Raw genomic sequence first — 26,175 nt, 5'->3', positions numbered from 1 at the left:
ACCCGTCCTCTCCTAAATTCCTCTAAATGAAAATGTAAATTCCATCTTCTCATCTGCCTTAAGCAGGTATTCCTCATGGGTCTTTGCATGCCAGCTGTCATCACCGCCGATACCCATCTGCGCCTTGGATACTCTGACAACGGTATAGTGCACTTCCGGCAGTTCAAAAACATGCATTGCATTTTCAATTTCATGAGGTGTATATGGCAGTGCAGAAAATACCATCGGCCCGCTGCACTCTTCCATCTCAAACAGCATACCTCTGCCTTTTCGGTCGGTTACGGATGCATAGCGCACTTCTTCCTTGCTGCCACATTCCTGTGGAACCAGATATTCGGCCATGTTATCTTTCACCAGATTCTGATAGATTCCAAGCTTTGCTCCATGCTTTCTGTCCGCATAGGTCTCTGCCGGTCCCAGACCATACCATGTCACATGGTCGTAATCTGCATTGAATTTGAACATCACACCGAATTCCGGCATATCTCCCAGTTCTTTCACCGGATCATAAGACAGGGTCGTCTTTACTTTTCCGTCTCCGTCTACCTCATAGGTCAGTCTGCACTCGCTCACCGGTACGGTAGGCATCAGATAAGTAAATGTAACTGCCACTGTATTTTCTTTTTCCTCTACTTCCGGCAAAATAGGTTCTCCCCATTTTTCTCCACGGAACTCTTTGAAGCTCAGATACATACTTGCACTCTTCCACTGCGCATAGCGCATCGGCATCTGGCATCCGTAATCATTGTCTATCGGAGCACGCCAGAAGTTCGGCTTCGGAATCATCTCGATCATCTCTCTTCCGGCATAACGGTAAGATGTGAGACCACCGTTCAGCACTGAGAACATGACTTCAAAACTTTCTCCCCGAACACCGATATTGTGGGTGCTGCGGATGATTTCTACCGGCTTTTTGCAGACTGCCTTTTCCTTTTTCACCTCGTATACGTGCTGTCCGAATGCCACCTCATGGCCGCGCTCTGCCCATACGGTATCATTTTTCAAGTGGAAGGATACGGTCACTGCATATTCCCCTGCTTTTGTCTCTGCCGGAACAGGCAGATCATAGGTATGCTCGCTCAATGGCTCCACTGCCGTATCCATAGATGCGGTGCGGATCACCTTACCGTCTCTTGCCACAGTCACGCGGCACTCATACTGGTCTGTATTCACAAAAAGATTCTTATTGATAACGCGAACCTGAGTATCACTCACTTCTGCTGTGATATTCTGATAATTGAACTTCACTTCCTGCATCTTCGGAGATTCATCTCTGTTTCCACCGTAAACGATTCCATTTCCACTGAAATTATAATCTGTCGGACGTTCCCCAAAGTCTCCGCCGTAAGCCAGGAATTCTTTTCCATATCTGTCTTTCTTGTAAATAGACTGGTCAATGTAATCCCAGATAAATCCACCCTGATACAGAGGCTCCGTATCGGTCAGATCGGTATACTTGTGCATGGCTCCGCAGGAATTTCCCATGGCATGTGTATATTCACAGCAGATAAACGGTTTGCTTCTGTCATTTGCCAGAAATTCTTTGATGGATTCTACAGATGGATACATCTGGCTTTCCATATCGCTGGTATCATTATAGCTCCGGTCATGGAACAATCCCTCGTAATGCACCAGACGGGTCGGATCCTCTCTGCGGAAGAGCTGGAACATTTCATAAATGTCTTTTCCACCGAAGGATTCATTTCCGCAGGACCAGATGAGGATAGCCGGGTGGTTCTTGTCCCTCTGATACATGGAATTTGCACGGTCCAGCATCATATCCAGCCATTCCGGTTTATCATGCGGCACCGTATAAGTAAAGTCCTTTGTAAATTCTGCCACATCCCAGGAACCGTGGGATTCCAGATTTGTCTCATCAATCATGTACAGACCGAATTCATCACAGAGACGGTAGATGAGTGACGCATCCGGATAATGACAGGTACGAATCGCATTGATGTTGTTGCGCTTCATGGTTACCAGATCCTTGCGAAGCTCCGCTTCGGATACATGGCGTCCGCTGACAGAACTGAATTCATGGCGGTTTGCTCCCTTGAACACAATTCTCTTTCCGTTCAGCGTCATGATGCTGTCTTTCATTTCAAAACGGCGGAATCCAACCTTTTCCGGAATCACTTCCTGCAAGTTTCCATTTTCATCAAACACCTCTATTGTCAGATCGTAAAGCTCCGGCTCCTCTGCACTCCATAATGCCGGTTCCTCAACCGACCATGTATATTCTGCATCAGCCTCAAGCGCCTTCTCCTCTTTCAGAATCTGTGTACCGTTTTTCGCAAGCGTAACGACTGCTTTTCCACTTCCCCAGGATTTCACGGAAACAGACAATTCGGCCTTTTTCAATGTCTCATCCGGAATTGCACGGATACGGAGATCTCTAATATGCACATCCGGAACGGTAAAGAGGTATACATCACGATATATACCGGAGAAACGGAAGAAATCCTGATCCTCACACCAGCTGCTGGATGTCCATTTGAACACCTGGGCTGCCAACTTATTCTCACCATCTTTGAGATAGTCTGTCAGTTCAAACTCTGACGGGGTAAAGGAATCTTCACTGTATCCCACGAACTGCCCGTTCAGCCATAAAGCCAGACCGCTCTCCGCGCCTTCAAAGGAGATGAAAAGTCTCTTGCCCTTCATATGCTCCGGTACATAAAAATACTTTACATAGCTCGCCACCGGATTAAATTTTTCTGGAATCTCCCCGGGATGAATATCTTCATGTCCCTCCCATGGATACTGCACATTGGCATACTGCGGTGCATCATACCCTTCCATCTGGATATGTGCCGGAACATAGATATCATCCCAGCTTTTACAGCAATACTGCTCTTCTTCAAATCCCTGAATTGCCGACCGGTAATTTTTTGCATAGTGGAATTTCCACAATCCGTTCAGACTGTATCTGAAGGATGAGCTGCCTTCTCCTGCTTCATTTATCGATGCATAATAATCATGATCTGAATGGGCGTCCAGGCGTCCATCTCTAAAATATGTCGGGTCTTTTACTTTCTCGTAATCAAATCTTCTCATTATACATTTCCTCCTGTATTTGGATATACTGTTTTTGTAGAAAAGGCGGATATTTCACTATAAAATATCCGCCTGTTTCATTCATAGTCATATAAGATTCAAATTTATTTTACAGCACCTGTAAGACCTTCTGCAAACTGTTTCTGCAGGATGAAGAAGATTACCATTGTAGGAACAGAACAGAACAATACACCTAACATCAATACACCGTAGTCAGTTGTGTATCCGGATGCCAGATTGGCAATCAACATTGGCATAGTCTGTGCACTGGTTTCTGTCATGATTACCTTCGGCCACAGGTAGGAGTTCCATGCGTTCATGAAGGTTACTACTGCTGCAGCTGCATAGGTAGATTTCATCATAGGCATATACATACGGAAGAAAATCTGAATCTCCCTCAAGCCGTCAATTCTGGCTGCTTCCATTACATCGATCGGGAAGTTTCGTGAATTATTACGGAACATCATGATCAGGAACGGAGTAGAGATTGCCGGCAAAATAAAGCCCCATACAGAGTTCAGGAATCCTGCTGCAGCTACCATCTTAAACAAAGGAATCATGGTAGCAACTCCAGGAATCATCATTGCAAGAAGCAGAATGGTAAATACCATATCCTTCTTCTTGTCATGATAAAGCTCAAAACCAAATCCTGCCAGAGAGCACACCAGCAATGCCAGTATTGTCTGTACAAATGCATAAATAAATGAATTTCCCATAGTTCCCCACAGATCACGTCCTGCGGTCAGATTGGCAAAGTTCGTTGCCAGATAACTACCCGGAAGAAGACGTCCCTGAGATACATCATAAGACGTATTCGTTGCAGCAGAAATCATCCAGTAAAACGGGAATACGGAAAGAAATGATACAATCGTCAGGAAAATGTATGTCGGGATCAATCGACGCTGAATCATACTTCTGTTCTTTTTCTCAGTCACGTGTATCACCTACTTTCATGTTAATTAAAGCCAGAATACCTACCATAACGAATACAAAGAATGCCATCGCCGTTGCATAACCGAAGTTGGCAACACCTGTACCGAATGTATTATTGTAGATATAGTGTGACATTGTAATGGTGGAGTTTGCAGGACCACCATTGGTCAGGTTCACAGACTCATCGAAGAGCTGTAATGTACCGTTGATTGACATGATAAACGTCATAATGATCGTTGGTTTCAAAAGCGGTACGGTAATTCCCCAGAATGTCTTCCAGCCATTCGCACCATCAATCTTAGCCGCCTCATATACAGAGTATTCTATGTTCTGCAGACCTGCAAGATAGAATACCATGTTGTATCCTGTCCATCTCCAGATCAGCGCAATGATAATAACTGCCTTTGCACTGGCCGGATTTCCCAGGAAGTTATAATTCTCTGAAAAAATGCCCAGATTAACAAGAATCGTGTTAATCAGACCTTCTGTTGCAAATAAAGATTTAAAAATCAAAGAGTAAGAAACCAATGCGGTTGCACATGGTAAGAATACACATGTACGGAAGAAACCTTTCAGTTTCAGATCTCTGTTGTTCAAAAGCTGTGCTAATAAAATAGCAAGCACAAGCATAATCGGAACCTGAATGATCAGATAAAGGAAGGTGTTACCTACAGAACGCAGGAACAGCTTATCTGAAAACATTCTCACATAGTTGTTAAATATCGGCTGATTCCACTGCATGTTTGCACTAGAACCTGTCTTCAATGACATAATAAACGCACTGATCATCGGCCAGAAGCTCATAACTGCGATCAACACAGTTGCCGGAGTCAGGAAAATCCATCCTGCTCTGGACTGCTTCTGAAGTAAGGTCAAACCTTTTTTCTTTTCCACTTAGAGTCCCCCTCTCAGAAATAAAAGGGGGAAAACGGAAAACCGTTTTCCCCGTTTATCTAAACCTGTTTCTCAATTATCCTGATATTAGTTACCCATCTCGTGGTTCAGCTGATCCTCTGCAAGCTGAAGTTCATCATCGATGTTTCCACCGTTAATGATGTTGATAATTGCTGCAGCGATCTGTGTACGGCATGTATAGTGATAATCACTCTGCTCAACCGGCTGTACATGAGTTCCCATCTCTACGATTGTGGAATAGATTGGTTGGTCGTTAAAGAATGCAACACCCTGATTGTATACTTCAGACTCTCCAGCCGGAGCGTAACAGGAAATAACACCACCGTCTGTAAGTGCCTTGTCATATGTAGCTGTGCTTCCGCCAAATGTGTATGCAAGGAAATCCTTAGCCAGGTCTGTCTTCTTGCAGTTAGCTGTGATATACAGAGAAGAACCTCCGTTGGAAGCATATCCTTCTTCACCTGTCAGTGTAGGCATTGTTGTGATCTCCCATTTTCCGCTGTTAGCTTCAACTTTTTCCATTGTAGGAATGATCCAGTTACCATTCATAACACCTGCAACCTGGTCGCCCTGGATTGCCTGGTCTGTATAATCTGACCAGCTGTTGGAAAGAAGAAGAACTCCCTCCTGAGCCATCTTAACGATTGTCTCAACAACCTTTTTCAGAGTTTCGTTTCCAACGATGTATGGCTTTCCATCCTTGAACTGGGATTCACCCTCAGCCTGCATCATCAGATAAACAAGGTCATTTCCGTCTCCGTCCATACACATCAGATACTTGCCTGTTTTTTCTTTTACAACTTTACCGATCTCAATAAACTCATCCCATGTAATTCCTGTCAAGTCATCAATTGTATATCCACACTCTTCCAGAAGGTCTACACGATAAGCTGTAATAACCGCACCGTTATCTACAGGCATACCATAGTGAGTACCATCAATTGTAGAATATCCAAGTTTCTCCTGTGAGAAATCATCCCATTTTACATCTGCATCGTTGATATCCTGCCATGCATCCGGATAGTTGGTGTAGTAGTTTGCAAACCAGTGATCCTGGAACAGAACGATATCCGGCAGTGTCTCGTAATTTCCTGCGGAAGCAGCTGTTGTAATAGCTGTCTCAATGTCGGAAGAACCGGACTGTTCTTTGATCTCAAGAACGAAATTCTCGTTCACGTTTGCCTTGTAGTCCTCTGCTGCTGCCTGAAGTGCCGGAATGTTGAATCCCGGGTCCCATGCTGCAACTGTCAGGGTGTTCTCGTCATCACTGGTTCCCATGGATGCGCTTTCGGAATCCCCACTTCCGGAATCTCCGCCGCCATTGTTACCGCAAGCTGCCAGGGAAAGCACCATAGTTCCGGCAAGAAGCATTGAAATAAGTTTCTTTTTCATATGATTGTCCTCCTTTTTCTTAGAACGCATGTTGTGCAATCTGCACAACAAAACATCGTTCCTTTTCTTTTTCTCTATGCATTATTATACCGTTTTTATTCCCCGATTGCACGCATATTCAATTAAAAAACAGGCAAATTCGATTATTTTTCTAACTTCTGCACAAAAACCTTCTTCGGATACATGCGTTTTATTGCAAATAGCATATCTTCTTCCAGATCCAAAAGCAGTTTTATCTTCTTTCTCCCCTCCACAATAATCATCGTATAGTAGGGAATTTCCGGCTCATAAGACGTATAGTCATATTTGGGGATTTTCTCCGTTCCGCCCTTCAGACGGTATTTCGCCACAGCCTCATGCCAGTTCGGTGCAAGAACCTCCATATCCTTCAGATCCAGCACATGTTCTTCCCTGCGCCGGCGTTTTGCATGAATGACCGAGATTGTAAAGGTATTTCCCTCCATCACATATTCATAATCCTTAATTACATAAGCATCATAGAGAAAATACATCCCCGCCATAAGAAGAGCCAGGAACAGCATTCCCCGGTCAAATACAATTCCAAAAAGCATAAACAGCACACACAGTACGATCATCACGACCTTTAAAATCTTTGTAGAAGGCTTTACCCGCTTATGTACTTCCTTCACCATTCTGTAATCCATATTCTACCACCCTTTCAAAGCACTGATTTTAAAGTTCAGCATCTGACCCGCATAATTATCCGGAGATTTCTTCCACTGATACGGGGTCATACCCATAATTTTCTTAAAATTCCGGGTAAATGTAGATACGCTTTCATACCCTACCCGGTAAGCAGTTTCTTCCATTGATAAATGGGTTTTCAGGAGAATTCTGGCAGCCTCGTATACCCGGATCGCATTCACATAATCGTTGGGCGGCATATGCATACACTCCTGAAATATTTTTCGAAAATGACTGGTACTGATGTTGCACACGTCTGCCAGATCCTGAATCCGGATTTCTTCGGCATAATGTGCTTTCACATACTCTATTGCCGGTACGATCTGGATGTTTCTGGGATTTTTTCTTGACATCTCATCCCTGATGTTTCGAATCCGCAGAAGTTCCACGGTAAAAGCCTGCAGAAGTCCTCTCAGTTTCTCATGATACATATAAACTTTTCTCTCACACTCATCCCGGATCTCCAGAATCAGATTCGCGATCTGCGGATATTCTTCCTGCCGAAAGAAAAGTGGTGCATCATAGATTGTATTTTTCAGATATTCCACATCCAGGTTATTATGAGACATTTCCTTCATATCCAGCAGAATGTTCTCCATATCAAAGAACATCCACTCCCAGAAACCGGTCGTTCCGTATTCCGAAACATTATTATGTGGGAAATTAGGAGGCACGATCGCGATACTTCCTTCTTTAAATTCATATTCCTCATTTCTCAGTATAGTTTTGCCCCGCCCGTCGTGGCAGATACCAACCTCCATATAATTGTGAAAGTGGAGCTCCGGGATATATCTTCCCTGCTCATCTTTTCCGTATTCTCTTCTCCACTCGTCCTCGCCCAAAAGTGCCAGTACCTGGGAACCTGGTGCCATCGTATAGTACCGGAACTGCATCTTTGTTTTTTTCTTTGCCATGCCACTCCTCCTTACTCTCTCAGGCTCATGATTCCTTCCATCAGGATCCGCACATCATCTAAAATATAGTCGAAAGCTCCTGCCTGATAAAGGTTAACCACGATCATACCGATGGGTACTGCAAAGATCATCCCCAGCACGCTGCCAAGTTTATACCCGATATACAGAAGTACCAGCGTAAGAAGAGGATTCATTCCCATACTGTCTCCCACCAGTTTCGGCTGAATAAGCTGGCGCACAACCTGTGTTACCGCATAAAGAATCAGAAGTGCGATCGCCATCCGGTAATTGCCCACCAGAAATTTATATACCGCCCATGGGATCAGTGCCGTACCGGTTCCGAAAAACGGCAGGAAGTCCAGAAAAGCGATTCCCAGTGCCAGCAGGATGGAAAAATGGACTCCTATCAGAGAAAATCCTGCCAAAAGCATGAGAAATACCACTGCCATGATCTTAAACTGGGCCTTAAAATATCCGCCCACAGCATATTTCAGGTTATCCATAACCATCGTCATTCGGCTTACAATTGGTTTCGGTGAAATTTTCTTTGCCCAGATAATAATTTCTTCTCTCTGTGCAATGAAAAAGTAAGCCGATACAAATGTTACTATCGTAGCGACAAATATGGAAGGAATCCTCTTGGCAACACTTCCTGCAACTTCCATGGTCGGCTCACTCATCTCTCCGATCAGTTTTCCCATAGTCTGATCCAGGTTCTGCATCATCGCCTGCCAGCCATTCTGGACACCCTGGGGCAGTCTTGCAAATAACTGTTCCCCTTTTATCCCGATTTCCATAAAACCGGCCTCCAGATCCTCATACATTTCGGGAAAATTCTGAATCAGTGACGCAATTTCCGCCCAGACCCTGCTTACAGCAAAGTATATAACTCCCACACAGGCACACAGCACCAGAATAATGGTAATCGCTGAACCCAGTTTTTTTACGATCTTCAACCGCTGCTCCAGCCAGGTTACCAGAGGACTTGCGATAAAAGCCAGAAACCATCCTATCACAAACGGCATAAAATAGATTAATGCCCGGATTCCCAGATATATAAATAATATGGTTCCTATCAGACTGAATACCAGACTTACCAGAACCTTCCAGTAAGGCCGGTTGTCGTTCAATCTTTCCCTGACGCTCATCTGCATCTATTCCACCTCTTTTTTCTCAAGAAACTCTGTCTCCACCAGTTCCCAGATCTCGTCCCGTCCCTGTTTTGTCTCTGCCGAAAACGGGATTACTCTTGTTCCCGGAATCAGGTTCAATCCCTGTTTCACCATTTTCACATGTTTATCCACCTGACTTCTTTTCAGTTTGTCAAGCTTGGTTGCAATGATGATCGGATGATATCCCTGTTCCACGACCCAGTCATACATCATTTTATCATTTGCAGAAGGCTCATGACGGATATCGATCAGAAGAAATACTGCTTTCAGCTGTTTGGAATTATGAAGGTAACTCTCAATCATCTGTCCCCATTTCATCTTCTCCTTCTCGGATACTTTCGCATATCCATATCCGGGAAGATCCACCAGGTACATTTCATCATTAATATTATAAAAATTGATCGTCTGGGTCTTTCCCGGTGTGGCGGATGTTCTGGCAAATGATTTCCGGTTCATCAGCGCATTAATAAGGGAAGACTTCCCTACGTTGGATTTTCCCGCAAATGCAATCTCCGGCTTATCATTTTCAGGAAGTTTACTGGTAATTCCGCATACTGTTTCCAGATTCAGACTTCTGATTATCATAATGTTGCTCCTTTCTTTCCGCAAGCGGTATTGTATTTATTCGCAGATAAGCGCTTTCTCAAGCACTTCCTTCATGTGAGATACCGGGATGATCTCCAGCCCCTTTGTGATTTCTCCGGATAATTCTTCCACATTTTTTTCATTTTCCTTCGGCACCAGTACCGTCTTCATCCCGGCACTCTTGGCTGCAAGAAGCTTTTCCTTCAGCCCTCCAATCGGAAGTACCCGGCCACGGAGGGTGATCTCACCGGTCATGGCGATATCGGCACGTACCTTTTTCTCTGTAATGGCAGACAGCATTGCCGTTGCCATGGTAATTCCCGCAGACGGTCCATCCTTTGGAACAGCCCCCTCCGGAATATGTATATGTATATCATGTTTCTCAAAGAAATCATCGTCAATACCGTAATTTCTGCTCACAGAACGAATATAGCTGATACCGGTTCTGGCAGATTCCTTCATCACATCTCCAAGCTGTCCGGTCAGCATGATTTCTCCCTTGCCCGGCATTACATTCACCTCTATCTGGAGAGTATCACCTCCCACACTGGTCCATGCAAGCCCGCGCACAATTCCCACCTCATCCGTCAGATTTGCCATCTGGTAGGTGTACAGCTCCCGTCCCAGATATTTATGCAGGTTTGTTTCTGTCACACGGATTTTCTTTCTTCCTTCCTCCAGGATTTCTCTGGCTGCCTTCCGGCAAATATCACCGATCTTGCGTTCCAGCTGACGAACACCGGCTTCCTTTGTATAATTTCTGGCCATTTTCCATACTGCGCCCTTACTGATAGACAGCTGCTCCGGTGTGAGTCCGTGCTTGTCAAGCTGCTTGGGGATCAGATGCTCCATCGCAATATGAAGCTTCTCGTTCTCCGTATAACTGCTGACCTCGATTACTTCCATTCTGTCAAGAAGAGGTCTTGGAATAGTCTGGAGCGTATTCGCCGTTGTAACAAAAAGCACTTCCGACAGATCCATAGGCACTTCCAGATAGTGATCACGGAACTTGTGATTCTGCTCACTGTCCAGCACCTCCAGAAGGGCGGAAAATGTATCTCCCTTATAATCAGAGCTTACCTTATCAATCTCGTCAAGAAGCATAAGCGGGTTCTTGACCCCGGCACTTTTGAGACCATTGGCGATGCGCCCCGGCATGGCTCCTACATAGGTTTTTCTGTGACCGCGGATCTCCGCCTCATCCCTCACGCCTCCGAGAGAAATGCGCACATATGGTTTTTTCAGCGCTTTCGCCAGAGATTTTGCAATAGAAGTTTTACCGGTTCCCGGCGGTCCCACAAGACAAAGTATAGGACTCTCACCCTTTCTGGTCAGCGTACGGACAGCCAGAAATTCCAGCACCCGTTCCTTCACTTTTTCCAGTCCATAATGCTCTTTATCAAGAAGTTCTTTTGCATATCCGATATCCTCATGATCTTCAACCATCTTATCCCATGGCATTTCCAGCATAGTCTCAATATAGGTACGCAACACTCCACTCTCTGCCGGGCTCTGCATGGAGCTTTTAAATCGGTTAATTTCTTTCGTCAGTTTATCCTTTACTTCCTGCGATGCCTCCAGCTTTTCTGTTGCAGCCTGAAACTCCTCTGCGTCTGATACCGTGTTATCCTCGCCAAGCTCTTCCCGAATCAGCTTCAGCTGTTCCCTCAGGATATACTCTCTCTGATGCTGATCCACACGTTCTTTTACCTTATTCTGAATGTCCTCTTTTATATCCATGATCTGCATTTCATTGACCAGCTTGAAGGCCAGAAGCTGATAACGATCCAGCACATTGGCTTCCTCCAGAATCTCCTGAAGATCCCGATAATCCAGTGGTACATTCGCGGCAACACTGTCCACGAGTTTCCTGAGATCTGTATATTCACTGATCTGTTTTGCCATATCCTTAGGATATTTCGGCTGACGCATGGTATATTCCAGATAAATTTCCCTCAATCCTCTGGCCATTGCCTCCACATTCGGATTATCCGATTCCATGCCGAATTTTTCTTCTATCTCATCAATATCTTCTATTACTGTAATATTTGCCCGAAGGTAAGGCTCCTGAAACTCTATCACATTTAATTCTGCCCGTTTTTCTCCTGCAATAAGCACCCGCAGAATGTTCTTGGGCAGCTTAATAATCTGCTTAATTACCGCAACAGTACCCACACTGAATACATCTTCCTGTGTCGGTTCTTCTGCATCAATATCCTTTTGTGCAACAAGAAAGATACGCTGTCCTTCTTCCAGCATCGCTTCCTCCACCGCTTTTTTGGAACGTTCTCTACTTACATCAAAATGGATGACCATCTCCGGAAGAACTGTCATTCCCCGGAGCGCAACCATCGGCATACTCCTCACTTCTCTGCTCATCTGTTAAAATCCTCCATTTATTCAAGACTCGCTCGCGAGTCTTGGCGCGGAATTCGGGTCTGCATAGCAGACATATTTCCAATCCGAATTCCTGCGCATCCTCGCGGAGCGTATATCAGATGGGGGATTGAAACCCGCCACTGATACATAATTGCTGCACACCGCCTACAGAGGCGGGAGTCATCCCTCATCTGGTATACAATCGGGGCGGGCACACTTTTACTGCGTGCCCGCCCCAACGATTATGCACTCTCCGTCCTGAGGTCATCATGCTCATAAACTGGATTGTTTCTGCCTTCCACAACATCTCTGGTGATGCGGCAGCTCGTTAAAGTCTCATCCGACGGGGCATGATACATTGTGTCCATCATAATATTTTCTATAATCGCACGGAGTCCTCTAGCACCGGTACGTCTCTTAAGCGTTGTCTCTGCGATAGCCTCCAGTGCATTTTTATCAAATGTCAGTTTTACACCATCTAATTCCAGCATCTTCTGATACTGCTTTACAATCGCATTCTTCGGCTCTGTCAGAATCCTGATCAGGGCTTCTTTATCCAGCATCTCAAGAGACACGGTTACCGGAACACGTCCTACAAGCTCCGGAATCAGTCCGAATTTTACCAGATCCTGTGGAAGCACCTGTTTCAGAAGACGATCGATATTATCTTCATGGTTCTGCGCAATCTCCACATTAAATCCGATAGATTTCTTATCAATTCTGGTCTCAATAATCTTATCGAGTCCTTCAAAAGCACCACCGCAGATAAAAAGAATATTGGTAGTATCAATTTGGATCAGTTCCTGATGCGGGTGCTTTCTTCCTCCCTGAGGAGGTACATTGGCAATTGTCCCCTCTATGATTTTCAAAAGCGCCTGCTGTACGCCCTCGCCGGAGACATCCCTTGTAATAGACGGATTCTCCGATTTTCTTGTAATCTTATCAATCTCATCAATATAAATAATTCCATACTCCGCACGGTCAATGTCACCATCTGCCGCCTGGATAATCTTTAGAAGGATGTTCTCTACGTCCTCGCCCACATATCCGGCCTCTGTCAGAGCCGTGGCATCTGCAATCGCAAACGGAACATTCAGAACTTTTGCCAGTGACTGTGCCAGAAGGGTCTTGCCGCATCCGGTCGGGCCCAGCATCAGAATATTGCTCTTACTAAGCTCCACTCCCAGATTACGCTGCGCCATAATACGTTTATAGTGATTGTACACAGCAACGGACAGTACTTTTTTTGCTTCTTCCTGACCGATTACATATTCATCGAGAAATGCTTTTATTTCTTCCGGTTTTAAAAGATTAATATCATCGAAAGGATTCGCATTTCTATTGCGTTCATATTCTAATTCTTCCTCGATAATCTCCGCGCATACGTCCACACACTCATCACAGATAAAGACTCCGTCCGGACCAGCGATCAGCTTTCTCACCTGACTCTGGGGCTTCTTACAAAAAGAGCATCTGATATGATCGTCATTTCTTCCCGCCATTTATTTCCACCTCTCATATTATTCTGAAGGAACAGTTACGAATTTTTTATTATAGACACAAAGGGCAGATAAGCAAAACAAGTTTTTTACCTACCCGCCCCCTGCTTTATTTACGGTTTTTAATCACCTCATCAACCAGGCCATAAGCCTTTGCCTCTTCTGCAGACATAAAATTATCTCTTTCTGTATCACGCTGGATTACTTCCAGAGGCTGTCCTGTGTTTTCTGCCAGAATCTGGTTCAGTCTCTGACGAATCTTCAGGATATGCTCTGCTGCGATCTGAATCTCAGTTGCCTGTCCCTGTGCACCGCCGGACGGCTGATGAATCATAATCTCTGAATTCGGCATTGCAAACCGTTTACCTTTTGCTCCTCCTGACAAAAGGAATGAGCCCATGCTCGCTGCCATACCCATACAATAGGTAGCTACATCGCATTTGATATACTGCATGGTATCATAAATTGCAAGTCCTGCTGTTACAGAACCTCCCGGACTGTTAATGTACAGATGGATATCCTTTTCCGGATCCTCTGCTTCCAGAAAAAGAAGCTGTGCAACAATAATATTGGCAGCAACATCTGTCACTTCCTCACCAAGGAAAATAATTCTGTCCTTCAATAATCTTGAATAAATGTCGTAGGAGCGCTCTCCACGACTGGTCTGTTCAACGACATATGGTACTAAACTCATATTACACGCCTCCTGTTCACTTTGCTGCAATTGGTCTCTGATCCTACTGTTCTTCAGCATTCTCTACCAGGAATGTTACTGCTTCCTGAACTGCCATATCTTCTTTCATCTGTTTCTTTTCAGCTTCGCCCATGAATTCTTTCAGCTTATCTGCTTCCATCTTATAAGCTTCTGCCATCTTAGCGATCTCTTCATCCAGCTTCTCATCGCTGATTTCAATATTCTCAGCCTTAGCAATTGCTTCCAGTACAAGACGTGTCTGGATGCGCTTCAGAGCCTGCGGACGTAAGTCTTCCATCATTTTCTCAGCTGTAAGTCCTGTAAACTGGAAATACTGCTCCATAGTCAGTCCCTGCTGCATCATTCTCTGTGCAAAATCATCTGCCATCTGACGAACCTGTGTATCAAGCATAGCATCCGGAATCTCCATAGTTGCATTAGCAACTGCCTGCTCTACAGCCTGATCTTCCTTCTTAGCCTTACCGTCTGCTTCTTTCTGTGCTTTGATCTTAGCCTTTACATCAGCTTTATACTCTTCCAGTGTATCAAACTCAGATACCTCTGCTGCAAACTCGTCATCGATCTCCGGCAGTTCTTTTGCCTTGATCTCATGTACAGTACACTTAAATACAGCCGGTTTTCCCTTCAGATCTTCTGCATGGTAATCTTCCGGGAATGTTACATTCACTTCTACTTCTTTTCCGGATTCAGCGCCGACTAACTGCTCCTCAAATCCCGGAATAAAGGAACCGGAACCGATTGTAAGCGGATAATTCTCGCCTTTTCCACCCTCGAATGCAACTCCGTCAACAAATCCTTCGAAATCAAGAACAACCTCATCGCCATCCTGTACCGCACGGTCCTCAACAACGATAGTTCTTGCATTCTTCTCAGCTTCTTCCTGGATCTTAGCATCTACTTCCTTCTGAGTTACACGGTTAGATACTTTGTCAACCTTCAATCCTTTGTATTCTCCCAGTGTTACTTCCGGCTTTGTTGCAACTTCTGCTGTAAAGATGAACGGTTTGCCCTTCTCGATCTGTACAACATCGATCTTCGGCTGTGATACAATATCCAGTTCACACTCATCGTATGCATCTGCATATGCCTTCGGAATCAGAGCATTTGCTGCATCATCATAAAAGATCTCCGGTCCGTACATCTTCTCGATCATCTGACGCGGAACTTTTCCTTTACGGAATCCCGGGATGTTGATTTTGGACTTCTGTTTGTTGTACGCACTCTGGAGTGCTTTTTCTAAATCATCTGCGGAAACTTCAATCGTAAGTTTCGCCATGTTTTTCTCTAACTTTTCTACCTGTAAACTCATTCTTCATTTCCTCCTATTTCTATCTTGCCTTCCGGTAGCATAAACGGCAAGCATTCTACATACACTCATTAGATGATTATATCATAAATCTTTGCTGTTGGCTAGATATGAATTATATTTTCCCGGTAAAAAGGATAGAATCAGCAATTTCTTCCGCATCTTCACGCCCCATCAGTACTTCTGTCAGCTTCAGGGCAAATTCAATAGCAGTGCCCATACCTCTGCCTGTAATAATGTTGCCATCACGAACTACCGGCATCTTCATGATCACAGCCCCGAGAAGCTTATCCTCTACCGTCGGATAGCAGGCAGCTCTCTTTCCTTTCAGAAGTCCCATTCCTCCGAGAATACTCGGAGCTGCACAGATGGCTCCCACAAATTTTCCATTATCAGCAAAATCTTTTACAACCCTGCGAACCCCTTCATGCTCATTCAGATGAGTCGTTCCCGGCAGTCCCCCCGGAAGCACTACCATGTCAAATTCTGCAAAGTTCACTTCCTCAAACAGGTCTTCGGTCTGCACATTGATTCCGTGTGCTCCATGTACTATATAATCCTCTGTAATAGATACGGTATCCACATATACTCTGTCACGCCGTAAAATATCCACTACTGTTAACGCTTCTATTTCTTCAAAACCATCTGCAAGTAAAACTGCTACTTTTTTCATGTTCTTCCTCCTTAAAATCATCTCAAAACCATGCTATAATCAATAGTAACAAACAACTTATGAAAATGCAATCTGAAAGGAGACTAAACCATGGAAATCGAGCGTAAATTCCTGATTTCTTCCCTGCCGGGCAACCTGAACATAACGTCAACCCACATCATGGAGCAGGGTTATCTGAATACAGACCCGGTGGTACGCATCCGCCGTGACAACGATGATTATATCCTGACCTACAAATCCAAAGGGCTGATGGTTCGGGAAGAGTATAACCTTCCCCTGAATGAAAAGGCATATGAGCACCTGAAGACAAAGGTTGACGGAAGACTCATCAGCAAGACCCGTCATGTAATACCCCTGACTGACACATTGAATATAGAACTGGACATTTTCCATGGGGATCTGGAGCCGCTGATGCTGGCAGAAGTAGAATTCCCGGATGAAGAGACTGCTCTCGCATTCGTTCCCCCGGAATGGTTCGGGGAGGATGTGACATTTTCCACTGAATATCACAACAGTACATTGAGCAAAATGTAGCATAGCAACTATTTGTTGCTATTTATAATATTGCTATGTTTTGTTGCATAATTATCCATTTAATCGGTAAATTGTTATACTGAGTTCAAAAGGAATGGAGGTATGGCAATGCCGAATATACAGCTTGCGAATAATCTGCGCTACTTAAGAAAACTGAATAATATGACTCAGGATGATTTAAGCGCCGCTCTTAACATTTCCAGACAGGCTTATTCAAATTATGAGAACAGCAAGCGCACCCCGGATCTTGATTCTCTGATACGGTTATCCGGCATTTTTCATGTATCGTTGGATAAACTGGTAAATGAAAACCTTGCTTCTCCTTCCCAATTGATTAAAGAAACTTCCGAACCCTACTACATGGCAATCGATACACAGACCAGCAATACACTCTATTTGACAGAAGCCGAAACAAAGTTGATTTCAGGCTACCGCTCTCTATCTGAGGATAACAGGTGTATTCTCAATGGTTTTATAAAAGCGAATACTTAATAATTCAAAAAAAGAGAAGATATCCACACATCCGGGATTCTTCTCTTTTGTTATCTTCTATTCCGTTAATGCAAACCCATCATGTACTGCATTTACCGCTTTATCAATATCTTTCTCATCGACCAGAACGGTGATTCTGATCTCGGATGTGGAAATCATGTTAATATTTACTCTGGAATTAAAGAGAGACTCAAACATCTTTGCAGCCACACCAGGGTTACTCATCATGCCGGCTCCTACTACGGAAAGCTTTGCAACATGATCATTGAATGTAATTTCCTGAATTGTGAGTGCTTCTTTATGTTCCTCCAGAACTGCCAGTGCATCCTTCAAGTCGTCCTGAGATACTGTAAAGGAGATGTCCTTGGTTCCCTCACGTCCTACTGACTGCAGGATAATGTCTACATTGATATTATTTCTTGCAAGCGTATTGAAAATCTTGAAAGCTGTTCCCGGTTTATCTTCTACTCCGATAACAGAGATTCTTGCAGTATTCTTATCGGCAGCAACGCCTGTGATCAACATTTTTTCCATCTTTACCTTCTCCTTGATTATTGTACCTTCTGAACGGTTCAGACTGGATCTTACCACCAGCTCAACCCCATATTTCTTAGCCATCTCCACCGAACGATTATGCAGCACCTTGGCACCCAGAGTTGCCAGCTCCAGCATCTCATCGTATGTGACCTCATCCAGTTTCATCGCATTCTTAACTACGCGCGGATCTGCGGTATATACACCGTCTACATCTGTATAAATCTCACATTTGTCTGCATGGAGCACTGCTGCCAGCGCCACTGCCGTAGTGTCAGAACCTCCACGTCCCAGAGTGGTAATATCATCATATTTATTCACGCCCTGGAATCCCGTAACAATTACAATTTTTCTGGAATCCAGCTCATGTTGGATACGATCTGTATCAATTCTCTTGAATCTTGCATTTCCATATCTGGATGTAGAATGCATCTGTACCTGAAATGCATTCAGTGACACTGCGGGCACATCCATAGACTGCATAGCCATAGCCATAAGGGCTACGGATACCTGCTCTCCCGTGGTCAGTAGCATATCCAGTTCTCTCTTCTTTGGTTCCGGGTTAATACTGTGAGCCAGTTCAATCAAATCATCCGTTGTGTCTCCCATTGCAGAAAGCACGACTACAACATCGTGCCCTGCTCTGTAATCCTCCACACAACGATTCGCTACATTAAAAATACGTTCTTTATCAGCCACTGAGCTTCCGCCGAATTTCTTTACAATTAACATGTCTCCTCCTCCAGCAGATGTTCGATCAGCCGATAGCCATCCGGCCAACGTTCCTCACTCTTTGCTGCTTCTTTTTCATTATATTCTGTAATTCCTGCCACTGCCTTTCTGCTGTCATAAAGCAGATAAGGAATCGGCTCTCCTGTGTGAGTTCTGACGCAGATCGGAGTCGGATGATCCGGGAGTACCAGAATTCGATATTCCTCGCCGGCCTTCTCTAATCCGTCAACAATTGGTCCCAGCACCCGGCCATCTACATTCTCAATAGCCTGGATCTTGTCTGTAATACTTCCCTGATGTCCCATTTCATCCGGTGCCTCTACATGTACATATGCGAAATCATATCCATCCTTTGTCAAAGCATCTACTGCTGCCTGCGCTTTGCCTTCGTAATTCGTATGTAAACCGCCATTGGCTCCTTCTACCAGGACCTTATCCATGCCTGCACCTACAGCAATTCCCTTTAACAGATCCACTGCCGAGATCATGACACCCTTCTTACCGGTCTTTTCTTCAAAAGAAGTAAGTGCAGGTCTGGTTCCGGCACCCCAGAACCATGCGGAATTGGCCGGATTCAGTCCTTTCTTACGGCGTTCCTCATTGATTGGATGATGCTCCAGAATCTCATAGCTCTTTTCCATCATCTCACGAAGCACTGCATCTTTCGGAAGATAATCTCCAATCCTTCTGGTTAAAATATCATGAGGAGGAGTCAGTTCTACTACCTGACCCTGCTTCCAGATCAGAAGATGTCTGTAGCTGGTTCCCACATAGAACTCATATCCTTCCCTTGCAAGTCCTTCTTTCAGGGCCTCCACAAGAACAGCTGCATCTTCGGTACTGATCTCATCCGAACTGTGGTCGATAATGGTACGATTCTCATAAGCTCCCTCTTCTTCAGAAAGAGTTACAATATTACACCGGAATGACACATCATCTGCTGCCATATCCACACCGATACTCAACGCCTCCAGCGGAGAGCGTCCGGTATAATAAATCTTCGGATCATATCCCATTACAGAAAGATTGGCTGTATCACTTCCCGGAGCCATTCCCTCCGGCACCATAGCTGCCATTCCAATCTCTGCATTTACAGCAAGTCGATCCATCACCGGAGTTTTTGCTGCCTCCAGTGTGGTCTTCCCACCCAGTTCCTCAAGCGGTCTTCCCGCCATTCCATCACTCAGTACAATTACGTATTTCATAGCTGTCTCCTCATTCCTTCGCGTTTCTGTCTGAATTCCTGCCCCTCGGCAGGATGCCTGTCTAATCCTCTACACGAATCATGGCTTTGATTACTGCCGGGCATTCCTTTGCTTTCTCTTCATATACACCCTCCGGCATCTTCTCTGTCACGAATCCGAATTCTCCATCTACCCCTTCTGCCTTCACAAACTGAACCATACCAAAGGCGTTGATGATCTGTTCCTGCCATTCATCCACAGAACCTTCCACTCTCACGAAGAAGCGTCTGCTGACATCATTCTTATCTTCCAGAACAAGCTTATCTGCGCTCCACATAACTCCAAGATTCCGATCCAGATTCTTTGCTTCTTCTACTATATCACCAACAACAGCACTTGCAGTCGGGAGTTTTCCTGCACCACTGCCATAGAACATCGCATCACCAAGCATATTTCCATGAACAAATACAGAATTAAACACACCATTCACACTGAACAACGGATGCTCTCCACGCAGCAGACACGGACAAACAATTGCATTCAGCTTATCTCCCTCTCTCTTACAGGAAGCAAGCAGCTTAATTGTCATACCCATAGCCTTGGCATATTTCATATCCTCTGTTGTGATCTTTGTAATACCTTCACAGTAAATATCTTCAAAATCTACCTGATGACCGGAAATGATGGAAGAAAGAATTGCAATCTTACGGCATGCGTCATGTCCTTCCACATCTGCCTCCGGATTGCGCTCTGCATATCCATTTTCCTGAGCTTCCTTCAGAACCTCATCATAGTCTGCTCCTTCATAGAACATCTTTGTCATCATATAGTTGGTAGTTCCGTTCAGAATACCGGTAATCTCCTCAATCTCATCTCCGGTAAGAGAAGAATGCAGCGGGCGCAGAATCGGAATTCCACCTCCCACACTCGCCTCAAAGAGAAAGTTGATATTCTTTTCCTTCGCAATCTTAAGAAGCTCGGCACCATGCTTAGCCACCAGCGCCTTATTGGAAGTTGCCACACTTTTGCCTGCTTCCAGACATCTTTTAACAAATGTATAGGCAGGCTCTATTCCTCCCATAACCTCTACAACAATCTTTACATCCTCGTCGCCCACAACCTGTTCAAAATCATGGGTAAGCACTTCATTAACCGGGTCTCCCGGAAACTCCTTCAAATCCAGAACATATTTTATGCGAAGCTCTTCTCCAACCCTCTGGTCAATCAGTTTCTGATTGGTCCGGATTACTTCCACAACTCCTGATCCAACTGTTCCATATCCAAGTACTGCTATATTTACCATAATTCCTCCCTTTGTATCCCTTTCTAGTTAGTCTGTTTCAGGTAAGCATTGATAAACGGATCCAGTGCACCGTCCAGCACTGCCGTGACATTACCACTCTCCTCGCCCGTCCGATGGTCTTTGACCAGAGTATAGGGCTGCATTACATAAGAGCGTATCTGGTTACCAAACCCGATTTCCTTTACCTCGCCGCGGATGTCGGATACCTTATCCGCCTGCTCCTGCTCTTTCAAAAGCGTCAGCTTCGCCTTCAGCATCTGCATAGCTTTCTCTTTATTATGATGCTGTGACCGCTCATTCTGGCACTGCACCACGATTCCGGTAGGCAGATGGGTTATCCGGATAGCCGAAGATGTCTTATTGACATGCTGTCCCCCCGCACCGCTCGCCCGGTAAGTATCAATTTTCAAGTCATCATCTGCAATCTCAATATCGATGTCATCCTCAATATCAGGTACCACGTCACAGGAGGCAAATGATGTCTGCCGTTTGCCTGCCGCATTAAATGGAGAAATACGCACCAGCCGGTGCACGCCTTTCTCAGATTTGAGATACCCATAGGCGTTCTCTCCGCTGACCTCGAATGTAACATTCTTAATTCCTGTAATATCTCCAGGCAGATAATCCAGCACCTGTATTCCAAAACCTTTCTGCTCTGCCCATCGATTATACATACGGTAAAGCATGCTGGCCCAGTCACAGGATTCTGTACCGCCTGCCCCTGCGTGCAGCGTCACAATTGCATTATATTTATCATATTCACCTGACAGCAAAGTCTGAATACGAAGTTTCTCATAAGCATCCTCAAACTTCTGAATATCTTTCTCTATCTCCGGAATCATGGAGGCGTCCTCTTCCTCGTATGCCATCTCCAGAAGAACTTCCAGATCTTCATAAGCCCCATAAAGACTATGAATCGTCTCCAGCCCGTCCTTCAGACTCTTCAGTTCCTTCATGACATGCTGGGAATTCTCCGCATCATCCCAGAATCCCGGTTCCTCTATCTTTCGCTCCAGCTCTTCTAATCTGTGTTCCCTGCCAGGGATGTCAAAGTGAATCCCTCATTTCAGCAAGAGGTTCCACATAAGAGCTTAAGATACTTTTAAACTGATCCAGTTCAACCACTTTCCCACCTCTTTCTATCTGTTATATTTTAAAAATTCCTACTTGCGTCCGCAGCACTGTTTATATTTCTTACCGCTTCCGCACGGACATGGATCATTCGGATAAATCTTTTTATTCTCGCGTTTCTTCGGTGCCTTAGCCACACTGTCATCCTTATTGGTTCCGGTTACTTTGGCAACCTGCTCACGCTCTACCTTCTGTTCCACTTTAATATGGAAGAGTGTACGAATGGTCTCTGCCGTAATGGCTTTCGTCATATCATCAAACATCTGGTAGCCCAGCATCTTGTATTCCACCTTCGGATCGCGCTGTCCATATGCCTGCAGCCCAATTCCCTGACGAAGCTGGTCCATATCATCAATATGAGCCATCCATTTTCCATCAATAACTTTAAGAAGGACCACTCGCTCAATCTCACGCAGATGCTCGATCTCCGGAAATTCTGTCTCTTTCTCCTCGTAAGCCTTTACTGCACGCTCTTTCAGCATATGCTTTAATTCCTTCTGACGCATGTCCACAACCTCTTCCGGTGTAACAGGCTTCATTGGAATCGTAGAGTGGAGACTTACATTCAGCTCTGTCAGATCCCAGTCTTCCGAATCAGTATCCGGAGATATTGTAGTATCTACCAGATTTTCCACATACTCATTAATCATATGGTAAATGGAATCTCTCATACTCATTCCATCCAGAACCTTGCGTCTTTCCTCGTAAATAATCTCTCTCTGTTCATTCATAACCTGGTCATATTCTAACAGGTTCTTACGAATTCCAAAGTTGTTATTCTCAATCTTCTCCTGTGCTTTTTCGATTGCGCTGGTCAGCATCTTATGCTCGATCTGCTCACCATCTTCCACACCAAGGGCATTAAATACATTCATCAGCTTTTCTGAACCGAAGAGACGCATCAGATCGTCCTCCAGAGAAATGTAGAAACGGGATTCTCCCGGATCTCCCTGACGTCCGGAACGTCCGCGGAGCTGATTATCAATACGTCTGGATTCATGACGCTCCGTACCGATGATCTTAAGTCCTCCTGCTTCTCTTGCCGCATCGTCAAGCTTAATATCCGTACCACGTCCGGCCATATTTGTAGCAATGGTAACTGCTCCGTGCTGTCCTGCCTGAGCTACGATCTCAGCCTCCATCTCATGGAACTTGGCATTCAGTACGTTATGCTTGATTCCGCGTTTCTTAAGCATGCCGCTTAACAGTTCAGATACTTCAATAGTAATGGTACCGACCAGAACCGGCTGTCCTTTTGCGTGAGCTGCTTCCACCTCGTCACAGACAGCACGGAACTTCTCTTTCTGCGTCTTATATACCGCATCCTCCATATCTACACGGATTACCGGAACATTAGTCGGGATCTCAATTACGTCCATACCGTAAATCTCACGGAACTCCTTTTCCTCCGTAAGAGCTGTACCGGTCATACCACATTTTTTCTCAAATTTATTAAACAGATTCTGGAATGTGATGGTAGCCAGAGTTCTGCTTTCTCTCTTTACCTTCACATGCTCCTTCGCCTCGATTGCCTGATGAAGACCATCCGAATAACGGCGTCCCGGCATAATACGTCCGGTAAATTCGTCAACGATCAGTACCTCATCATCTTTTACCACGTAATCCTGGTCACGGAACATCAGATTATGCGCACGCAGAGCCAGAATAATATTATGCTGGATCTCCAGATTCTCCGGATCGGCCAGATTCTCAATATGGAAGAATTTCTCAACCTTTTTTACACCATCCTCGGTAAGATTGATGTTCTTCTCCTTCTCATTTACGATAAAGTCTCCCGTCTCCTCAATATCCTCTCCCATGATGGCATTGATCTTGGAAAACTCACCGCTTGCCTCACCACGCTCCAGCTGGCGGGCAAGAATATCACAGGCTTCATACAGTTTTGTGGATTTGCCGCTCTGTCCGGAAATGATCAGAGGGGTTCTCGCCTCATCAATAAGAACGGAGTCTACCTCGTCAATAATGGCATACTTGAGGCCTCTCTGAACAAGCTGCTCTTTGTAGATCACCATATTATCTCTCAGGTAGTCAAATCCAAGTTCATTATTGGTCACATAGGTAATATCGCAATTATATGCTGCCCGACGTTCATCATTATCCATGCCATTCAATACCACGCCGACCTTCAGTCCCAGGAATTCATGAACCTGTCCCATCCACTCAGCGTCACGTTTTGCCAGATAATCATTGACCGTTACCACGTGCACACCTTCACCGGTAAGCGCATTTAAATATGCCGGGAGTGTGGAAACCAGGGTCTTACCTTCACCGGTTCTCATCTCAGAAATACGTCCCTGATGCAGGATAATACCACCAATGAGCTGTACCCGGTAATGGCGCATGCCCAGAACACGGGTTGCCGCCTCACGCACAACCGCAAATGCTTCCGGAAGGATATCATCCAGCGTCTCTCCTTTGGACAGACGCTCTTTAAACTCACGGGTCTTGTCCCGCAGTTCACTGTCTGAAAGCTGTTCCATCTGTGGTCCCAACGCCTCGATATTGTCAACAATTGGATAAATTCTCTTCAATTCATTCTCACTATGTGTTCCGAATAACTTCTGTATTAAACCCATGCTTTTTATTTACTCCTTATACTATTCTAAGGAATGACATCCGATCCTTATGTTTCGTAATGCCATCCCTCCGTTAAGATTAACTCTAAGCAACATTCTATCACTATCCATCGTGCAATTCAAGAAGAAGCTGCATCTCCTCACATACAATGCTTTATCTCCTCATAAGGGATCGTTCCGCCGAACAAATCCAGTGCGCTTCCGATTGTAATATCCAGACACCCATCACTGATGTTCCTGAACCTCTCAAGGTCTTCCAGGGAACCGATCCCTCCCGCATATGTAACAGAAATTCCCGGATGTTCTCTGACCGCTTCGGTCAGTATCTCCACCAGATTTTCTTCCACACCGGCAGACTTTCCTTCTGCATCTACTCCGTGAACCAGAAATTCATCGCAGTATTCCGCCAGTATCTCCAGTGTTGACACCTCCAGCTTCACATCCGTAAATGTCTGCCAGCGGTTGGTCACAATATAATATCCTCCGTCTTTTTTCCGGCAGCTTAAATCCAGAACCAGATGCTCTTTTCCCACAGTCTCTTTCAGTTTATGCAGATTTTCCCATCGAATCTCTCCATTTTGAAACACATAGGAAGTGACGATCACATGGCTTGCACCTGCTTCCAGATACTCTCCGGCATTGTCCGCCGTAATGCCGCCACCGATCTGCATACCACCCGGCCAGGTTTCAAGAGCTTTCATTGCCTGTTCCCTGGTGGCCTGATAATATTCGGAAGAAGGGGGATTTAATAATATGATATGTCCTCCCCGAAGCCCGTCCTTTTTGTAAAGCTCTGCATAAAATGTGCTGTCATACTCCGAAGCAAAATTTTCATCCGCACTGTCGCCCGCGTCCTTCAGACTTCCTCCTACAATCTGTTTCACCTTTCCATTATGTATATCGATACAAGGTCTGAATCTCATAACTGTCTCCCTCAACACTTTACCACAGGCAGTTTCGAAAATCTGCCTGTGGCAAAATGATTTCTGTATTACTTATTGTTAATTGTATTGTCTGTTCTGTCGTTAGTGCCATTGCCGTCAATATCATTTCCGATATCCTCAGCGCCATCCCGGATATCATCGCCGATCTCATCGGCAATTCCTGTACCGTTATTGGTATTGTCGGTATTGTTATTATTGACGCCATTTGTATCGGTATTGCCGTTTGTGGCATCATTTGCCTTGGTGCCATTGGTATCGTTCGTATTCTGACCCGCAGAATTATTTCCCGCCACATTATCATCAGCATTATTATTACTTCCGCAGGCTGTCAGGCTTCCAAGTACTCCTACACACATCAGCACCAGCATTAATTTTTTGAACTGTTTCATCTTTTTCTCCCTTTCATGTATTTATAATCAAGTATTACTTGTCATCTGTAATATTTGCAGATTCCCAAATTCTATACTCTTACACAAAAG

Annotated in this window: 22 protein-coding genes; 2 read left to right on the top strand and 20 right to left on the bottom strand. The window is 44.8% G+C overall.

Annotated elements, in window-relative coordinates; translation table 11 throughout:
* Nucleotides 1-12: 12 nt before the first annotated feature.
* From ACQRCC_RS08620 to ACQRCC_RS08560, 13 genes are all read right to left on the bottom strand, one after another.
* Complete coding sequence (locus tag ACQRCC_RS08620) at nt 13-3,057, bottom strand: glycoside hydrolase family 2 TIM barrel-domain containing protein (RefSeq protein WP_427850404.1); 3,045 nt, start codon at nt 3,055-3,057, stop codon at nt 13-15.
* 104 nt (nt 3,058-3,161) lie between these two features.
* Nucleotides 3,162-3,968 carry a carbohydrate ABC transporter permease gene (locus ACQRCC_RS08615; RefSeq protein WP_427850437.1) on the bottom strand — a complete coding sequence of 269 codons (807 nt, stop codon included), beginning with the start codon at nt 3,966-3,968 and terminating at the stop codon, nt 3,162-3,164.
* A gap of 16 nt (nt 3,969-3,984) precedes the next feature.
* On the bottom strand, nt 3,985-4,884 hold the full coding sequence (locus ACQRCC_RS08610; protein WP_427850403.1) for a carbohydrate ABC transporter permease: 900 nt from the start codon (nt 4,882-4,884) through the stop codon (nt 3,985-3,987).
* 87 nt (nt 4,885-4,971) lie between these two features.
* Nucleotides 4,972-6,297 carry an ABC transporter substrate-binding protein gene (locus ACQRCC_RS08605; RefSeq protein WP_427850402.1) on the bottom strand — a complete coding sequence of 442 codons (1,326 nt, stop codon included), beginning with the start codon at nt 6,295-6,297 and terminating at the stop codon, nt 4,972-4,974.
* 143 nt (nt 6,298-6,440) lie between these two features.
* Entirely contained in the window at nt 6,441-6,962 is a 522-nt protein-coding gene (locus ACQRCC_RS08600) for a hypothetical protein (RefSeq protein ID WP_427850401.1), read from the bottom strand.
* 3 nt (nt 6,963-6,965) lie between these two features.
* Complete coding sequence (locus ACQRCC_RS08595; RefSeq protein ID WP_427850400.1) at nt 6,966-7,916, bottom strand: helix-turn-helix domain-containing protein; 951 nt, start codon at nt 7,914-7,916, stop codon at nt 6,966-6,968.
* 11 nt (nt 7,917-7,927) lie between these two features.
* Entirely contained in the window at nt 7,928-9,070 is a 1,143-nt protein-coding gene (gene ytvI / locus ACQRCC_RS08590) for a sporulation integral membrane protein YtvI (RefSeq protein WP_427850399.1), read from the bottom strand.
* Complete coding sequence (yihA, locus tag ACQRCC_RS08585) at nt 9,071-9,673, bottom strand: ribosome biogenesis GTP-binding protein YihA/YsxC (RefSeq protein ID WP_427850398.1); 603 nt, start codon at nt 9,671-9,673, stop codon at nt 9,071-9,073.
* A gap of 36 nt (nt 9,674-9,709) precedes the next feature.
* Complete coding sequence (gene lon, locus ACQRCC_RS08580) at nt 9,710-12,052, bottom strand: endopeptidase La (RefSeq protein WP_427850397.1); 2,343 nt, start codon at nt 12,050-12,052, stop codon at nt 9,710-9,712.
* Between the two features lie 242 nt (nt 12,053-12,294).
* Nucleotides 12,295-13,554: an ATP-dependent Clp protease ATP-binding subunit ClpX gene (gene clpX, locus ACQRCC_RS08575; protein ID WP_427850396.1), complete on the bottom strand. Its 1,260-nt coding sequence runs from the start codon at nt 13,552-13,554 to the stop codon at nt 12,295-12,297.
* Nucleotides 13,555-13,660: 106 nt separating this feature from the next.
* The gene (gene clpP / locus ACQRCC_RS08570; RefSeq protein ID WP_427850395.1) at nt 13,661-14,305 is read right to left on the bottom strand and encodes an ATP-dependent Clp endopeptidase proteolytic subunit ClpP; all 645 of its coding nucleotides are present in this window, start codon (nt 14,303-14,305) and stop codon (nt 13,661-13,663) included.
* Nucleotides 14,289-15,575: a trigger factor gene (tig, locus tag ACQRCC_RS08565; RefSeq protein ID WP_427850394.1), complete on the bottom strand. Its 1,287-nt coding sequence runs from the start codon at nt 15,573-15,575 to the stop codon at nt 14,289-14,291. Before tig ends, clpP begins: the two co-directional genes overlap by 17 nt.
* 112 nt (nt 15,576-15,687) lie before the next feature.
* Nucleotides 15,688-16,245 (bottom strand): DJ-1 family glyoxalase III, encoded by a 558-nt coding sequence (locus ACQRCC_RS08560; protein WP_427850393.1) that lies wholly within the window; start codon nt 16,243-16,245, stop codon nt 15,688-15,690.
* A gap of 90 nt (nt 16,246-16,335) precedes the next feature.
* On the opposite strand from ACQRCC_RS08560, the gene ACQRCC_RS08555 reads away from it, so the two are divergent.
* Nucleotides 16,336-16,779 carry a CYTH domain-containing protein gene (locus ACQRCC_RS08555; protein WP_427850392.1) on the top strand — a complete coding sequence of 148 codons (444 nt, stop codon included), beginning with the start codon at nt 16,336-16,338 and terminating at the stop codon, nt 16,777-16,779.
* Nucleotides 16,780-16,887: 108 nt separating this feature from the next.
* Entirely contained in the window at nt 16,888-17,271 is a 384-nt protein-coding gene (locus tag ACQRCC_RS08550) for a helix-turn-helix domain-containing protein (RefSeq protein ID WP_427850391.1), read from the top strand.
* A gap of 57 nt (nt 17,272-17,328) precedes the next feature.
* On the opposite strand, the gene ACQRCC_RS08545 is transcribed toward ACQRCC_RS08550, so the two are convergent.
* The 7 genes from ACQRCC_RS08545 to ACQRCC_RS08515 all read right to left on the bottom strand — a co-directional run bounded on the left by ACQRCC_RS08545 (nt 17,329) and on the right by ACQRCC_RS08515 (nt 26,085).
* Entirely contained in the window at nt 17,329-18,537 is a 1,209-nt protein-coding gene (locus ACQRCC_RS08545) for an aspartate kinase (protein ID WP_427850390.1), read from the bottom strand.
* The gene (locus tag ACQRCC_RS08540) at nt 18,531-19,742 is read right to left on the bottom strand and encodes a cofactor-independent phosphoglycerate mutase (protein WP_427850389.1); all 1,212 of its coding nucleotides are present in this window, start codon (nt 19,740-19,742) and stop codon (nt 18,531-18,533) included. Before ACQRCC_RS08540 ends, ACQRCC_RS08545 begins: the two co-directional genes overlap by 7 nt.
* A 61-nt stretch (nt 19,743-19,803) precedes the next feature.
* Nucleotides 19,804-21,024: a homoserine dehydrogenase gene (locus ACQRCC_RS08535; protein ID WP_427850388.1), complete on the bottom strand. Its 1,221-nt coding sequence runs from the start codon at nt 21,022-21,024 to the stop codon at nt 19,804-19,806.
* A gap of 23 nt (nt 21,025-21,047) precedes the next feature.
* A protein-coding gene (gene prfB / locus ACQRCC_RS08530) for a peptide chain release factor 2 (protein WP_427850387.1) occupies nt 21,048-22,149 on the bottom strand; the annotation gives its coding sequence in 2 pieces (ribosomal slippage) (nt 21,048-22,073 and nt 22,075-22,149; 1,101 coding nt in all).
* Nucleotides 22,150-22,187: 38 nt separating this feature from the next.
* Nucleotides 22,188-24,752 (bottom strand): preprotein translocase subunit SecA, encoded by a 2,565-nt coding sequence (gene secA, locus ACQRCC_RS08525; RefSeq protein ID WP_427850386.1) that lies wholly within the window; start codon nt 24,750-24,752, stop codon nt 22,188-22,190.
* 140 nt (nt 24,753-24,892) lie between these two features.
* The gene (gene hisA, locus ACQRCC_RS08520; RefSeq protein ID WP_427850385.1) at nt 24,893-25,675 is read right to left on the bottom strand and encodes a phosphoribosylformimino-5-aminoimidazole carboxamide ribotide isomerase; all 783 of its coding nucleotides are present in this window, start codon (nt 25,673-25,675) and stop codon (nt 24,893-24,895) included.
* Nucleotides 25,676-25,743: 68 nt separating this feature from the next.
* Nucleotides 25,744-26,085: a hypothetical protein gene (locus ACQRCC_RS08515; RefSeq protein WP_427850384.1), complete on the bottom strand. Its 342-nt coding sequence runs from the start codon at nt 26,083-26,085 to the stop codon at nt 25,744-25,746.
* Nucleotides 26,086-26,175: the final 90 nt, after the last annotated feature.

Origin of the sequence: Sporofaciens sp. SGI.106 (assembly GCF_050314255.1) — a bacterium.
Lineage (GTDB): Bacteria > Bacillota > Clostridia > Lachnospirales > Lachnospiraceae > Claveliimonas.
Note: the sequence above shows the minus strand (reverse complement) of the source record. Positions and strands in the feature narration are given on the sequence as shown.

What these genes read in the sequence shown, in the direction of transcription:
- ACQRCC_RS08555 (WP_427850392.1), top strand. Translation starts at nt 16,336, where the DNA reads ATGGAAATCGAGCGTAAATTCCTGATTTCTTCCCTGCCGGGCAACCTG.
- ACQRCC_RS08620 (WP_427850404.1), bottom strand. Translation starts at nt 3,057, where the DNA reads ATGAGAAGATTTGATTACGAGAAAGTAAAAGACCCGACATATTTTAGA.
- yihA (WP_427850398.1), bottom strand. Translation starts at nt 9,673, where the DNA reads ATGATAATCAGAAGTCTGAATCTGGAAACAGTATGCGGAATTACCAGT.
- ACQRCC_RS08515 (WP_427850384.1), bottom strand. Translation starts at nt 26,085, where the DNA reads ATGAAACAGTTCAAAAAATTAATGCTGGTGCTGATGTGTGTAGGAGTA.
- ytvI (WP_427850399.1), bottom strand. Translation starts at nt 9,070, where the DNA reads ATGCAGATGAGCGTCAGGGAAAGATTGAACGACAACCGGCCTTACTGG.
- ACQRCC_RS08600 (WP_427850401.1), bottom strand. Translation starts at nt 6,962, where the DNA reads ATGGATTACAGAATGGTGAAGGAAGTACATAAGCGGGTAAAGCCTTCT.
- ACQRCC_RS08545 (WP_427850390.1), bottom strand. Translation starts at nt 18,537, where the DNA reads ATGTTAATTGTAAAGAAATTCGGCGGAAGCTCAGTGGCTGATAAAGAA.
- ACQRCC_RS08595 (WP_427850400.1), bottom strand. Translation starts at nt 7,916, where the DNA reads ATGGCAAAGAAAAAAACAAAGATGCAGTTCCGGTACTATACGATGGCA.
- ACQRCC_RS08560 (WP_427850393.1), bottom strand. Translation starts at nt 16,245, where the DNA reads ATGAAAAAAGTAGCAGTTTTACTTGCAGATGGTTTTGAAGAAATAGAA.
- ACQRCC_RS08535 (WP_427850388.1), bottom strand. Translation starts at nt 21,024, where the DNA reads ATGGTAAATATAGCAGTACTTGGATATGGAACAGTTGGATCAGGAGTT.
- ACQRCC_RS08615 (WP_427850437.1), bottom strand. Translation starts at nt 3,968, where the DNA reads ATGATTCAGCGTCGATTGATCCCGACATACATTTTCCTGACGATTGTA.
- tig (WP_427850394.1), bottom strand. Translation starts at nt 15,575, where the DNA reads ATGAGTTTACAGGTAGAAAAGTTAGAGAAAAACATGGCGAAACTTACG.
- hisA (WP_427850385.1), bottom strand. Translation starts at nt 25,675, where the DNA reads ATGAGATTCAGACCTTGTATCGATATACATAATGGAAAGGTGAAACAG.
- secA (WP_427850386.1), bottom strand. Translation starts at nt 24,752, where the DNA reads ATGGGTTTAATACAGAAGTTATTCGGAACACATAGTGAGAATGAATTG.
- ACQRCC_RS08540 (WP_427850389.1), bottom strand. Translation starts at nt 19,742, where the DNA reads ATGAAATACGTAATTGTACTGAGTGATGGAATGGCGGGAAGACCGCTT.
- ACQRCC_RS08605 (WP_427850402.1), bottom strand. Translation starts at nt 6,297, where the DNA reads ATGAAAAAGAAACTTATTTCAATGCTTCTTGCCGGAACTATGGTGCTT.
- clpX (WP_427850396.1), bottom strand. Translation starts at nt 13,554, where the DNA reads ATGGCGGGAAGAAATGACGATCATATCAGATGCTCTTTTTGTAAGAAG.
- lon (WP_427850397.1), bottom strand. Translation starts at nt 12,052, where the DNA reads ATGAGCAGAGAAGTGAGGAGTATGCCGATGGTTGCGCTCCGGGGAATG.
- clpP (WP_427850395.1), bottom strand. Translation starts at nt 14,305, where the DNA reads ATGCTGAAGAACAGTAGGATCAGAGACCAATTGCAGCAAAGTGAACAG.
- ACQRCC_RS08550 (WP_427850391.1), top strand. Translation starts at nt 16,888, where the DNA reads ATGCCGAATATACAGCTTGCGAATAATCTGCGCTACTTAAGAAAACTG.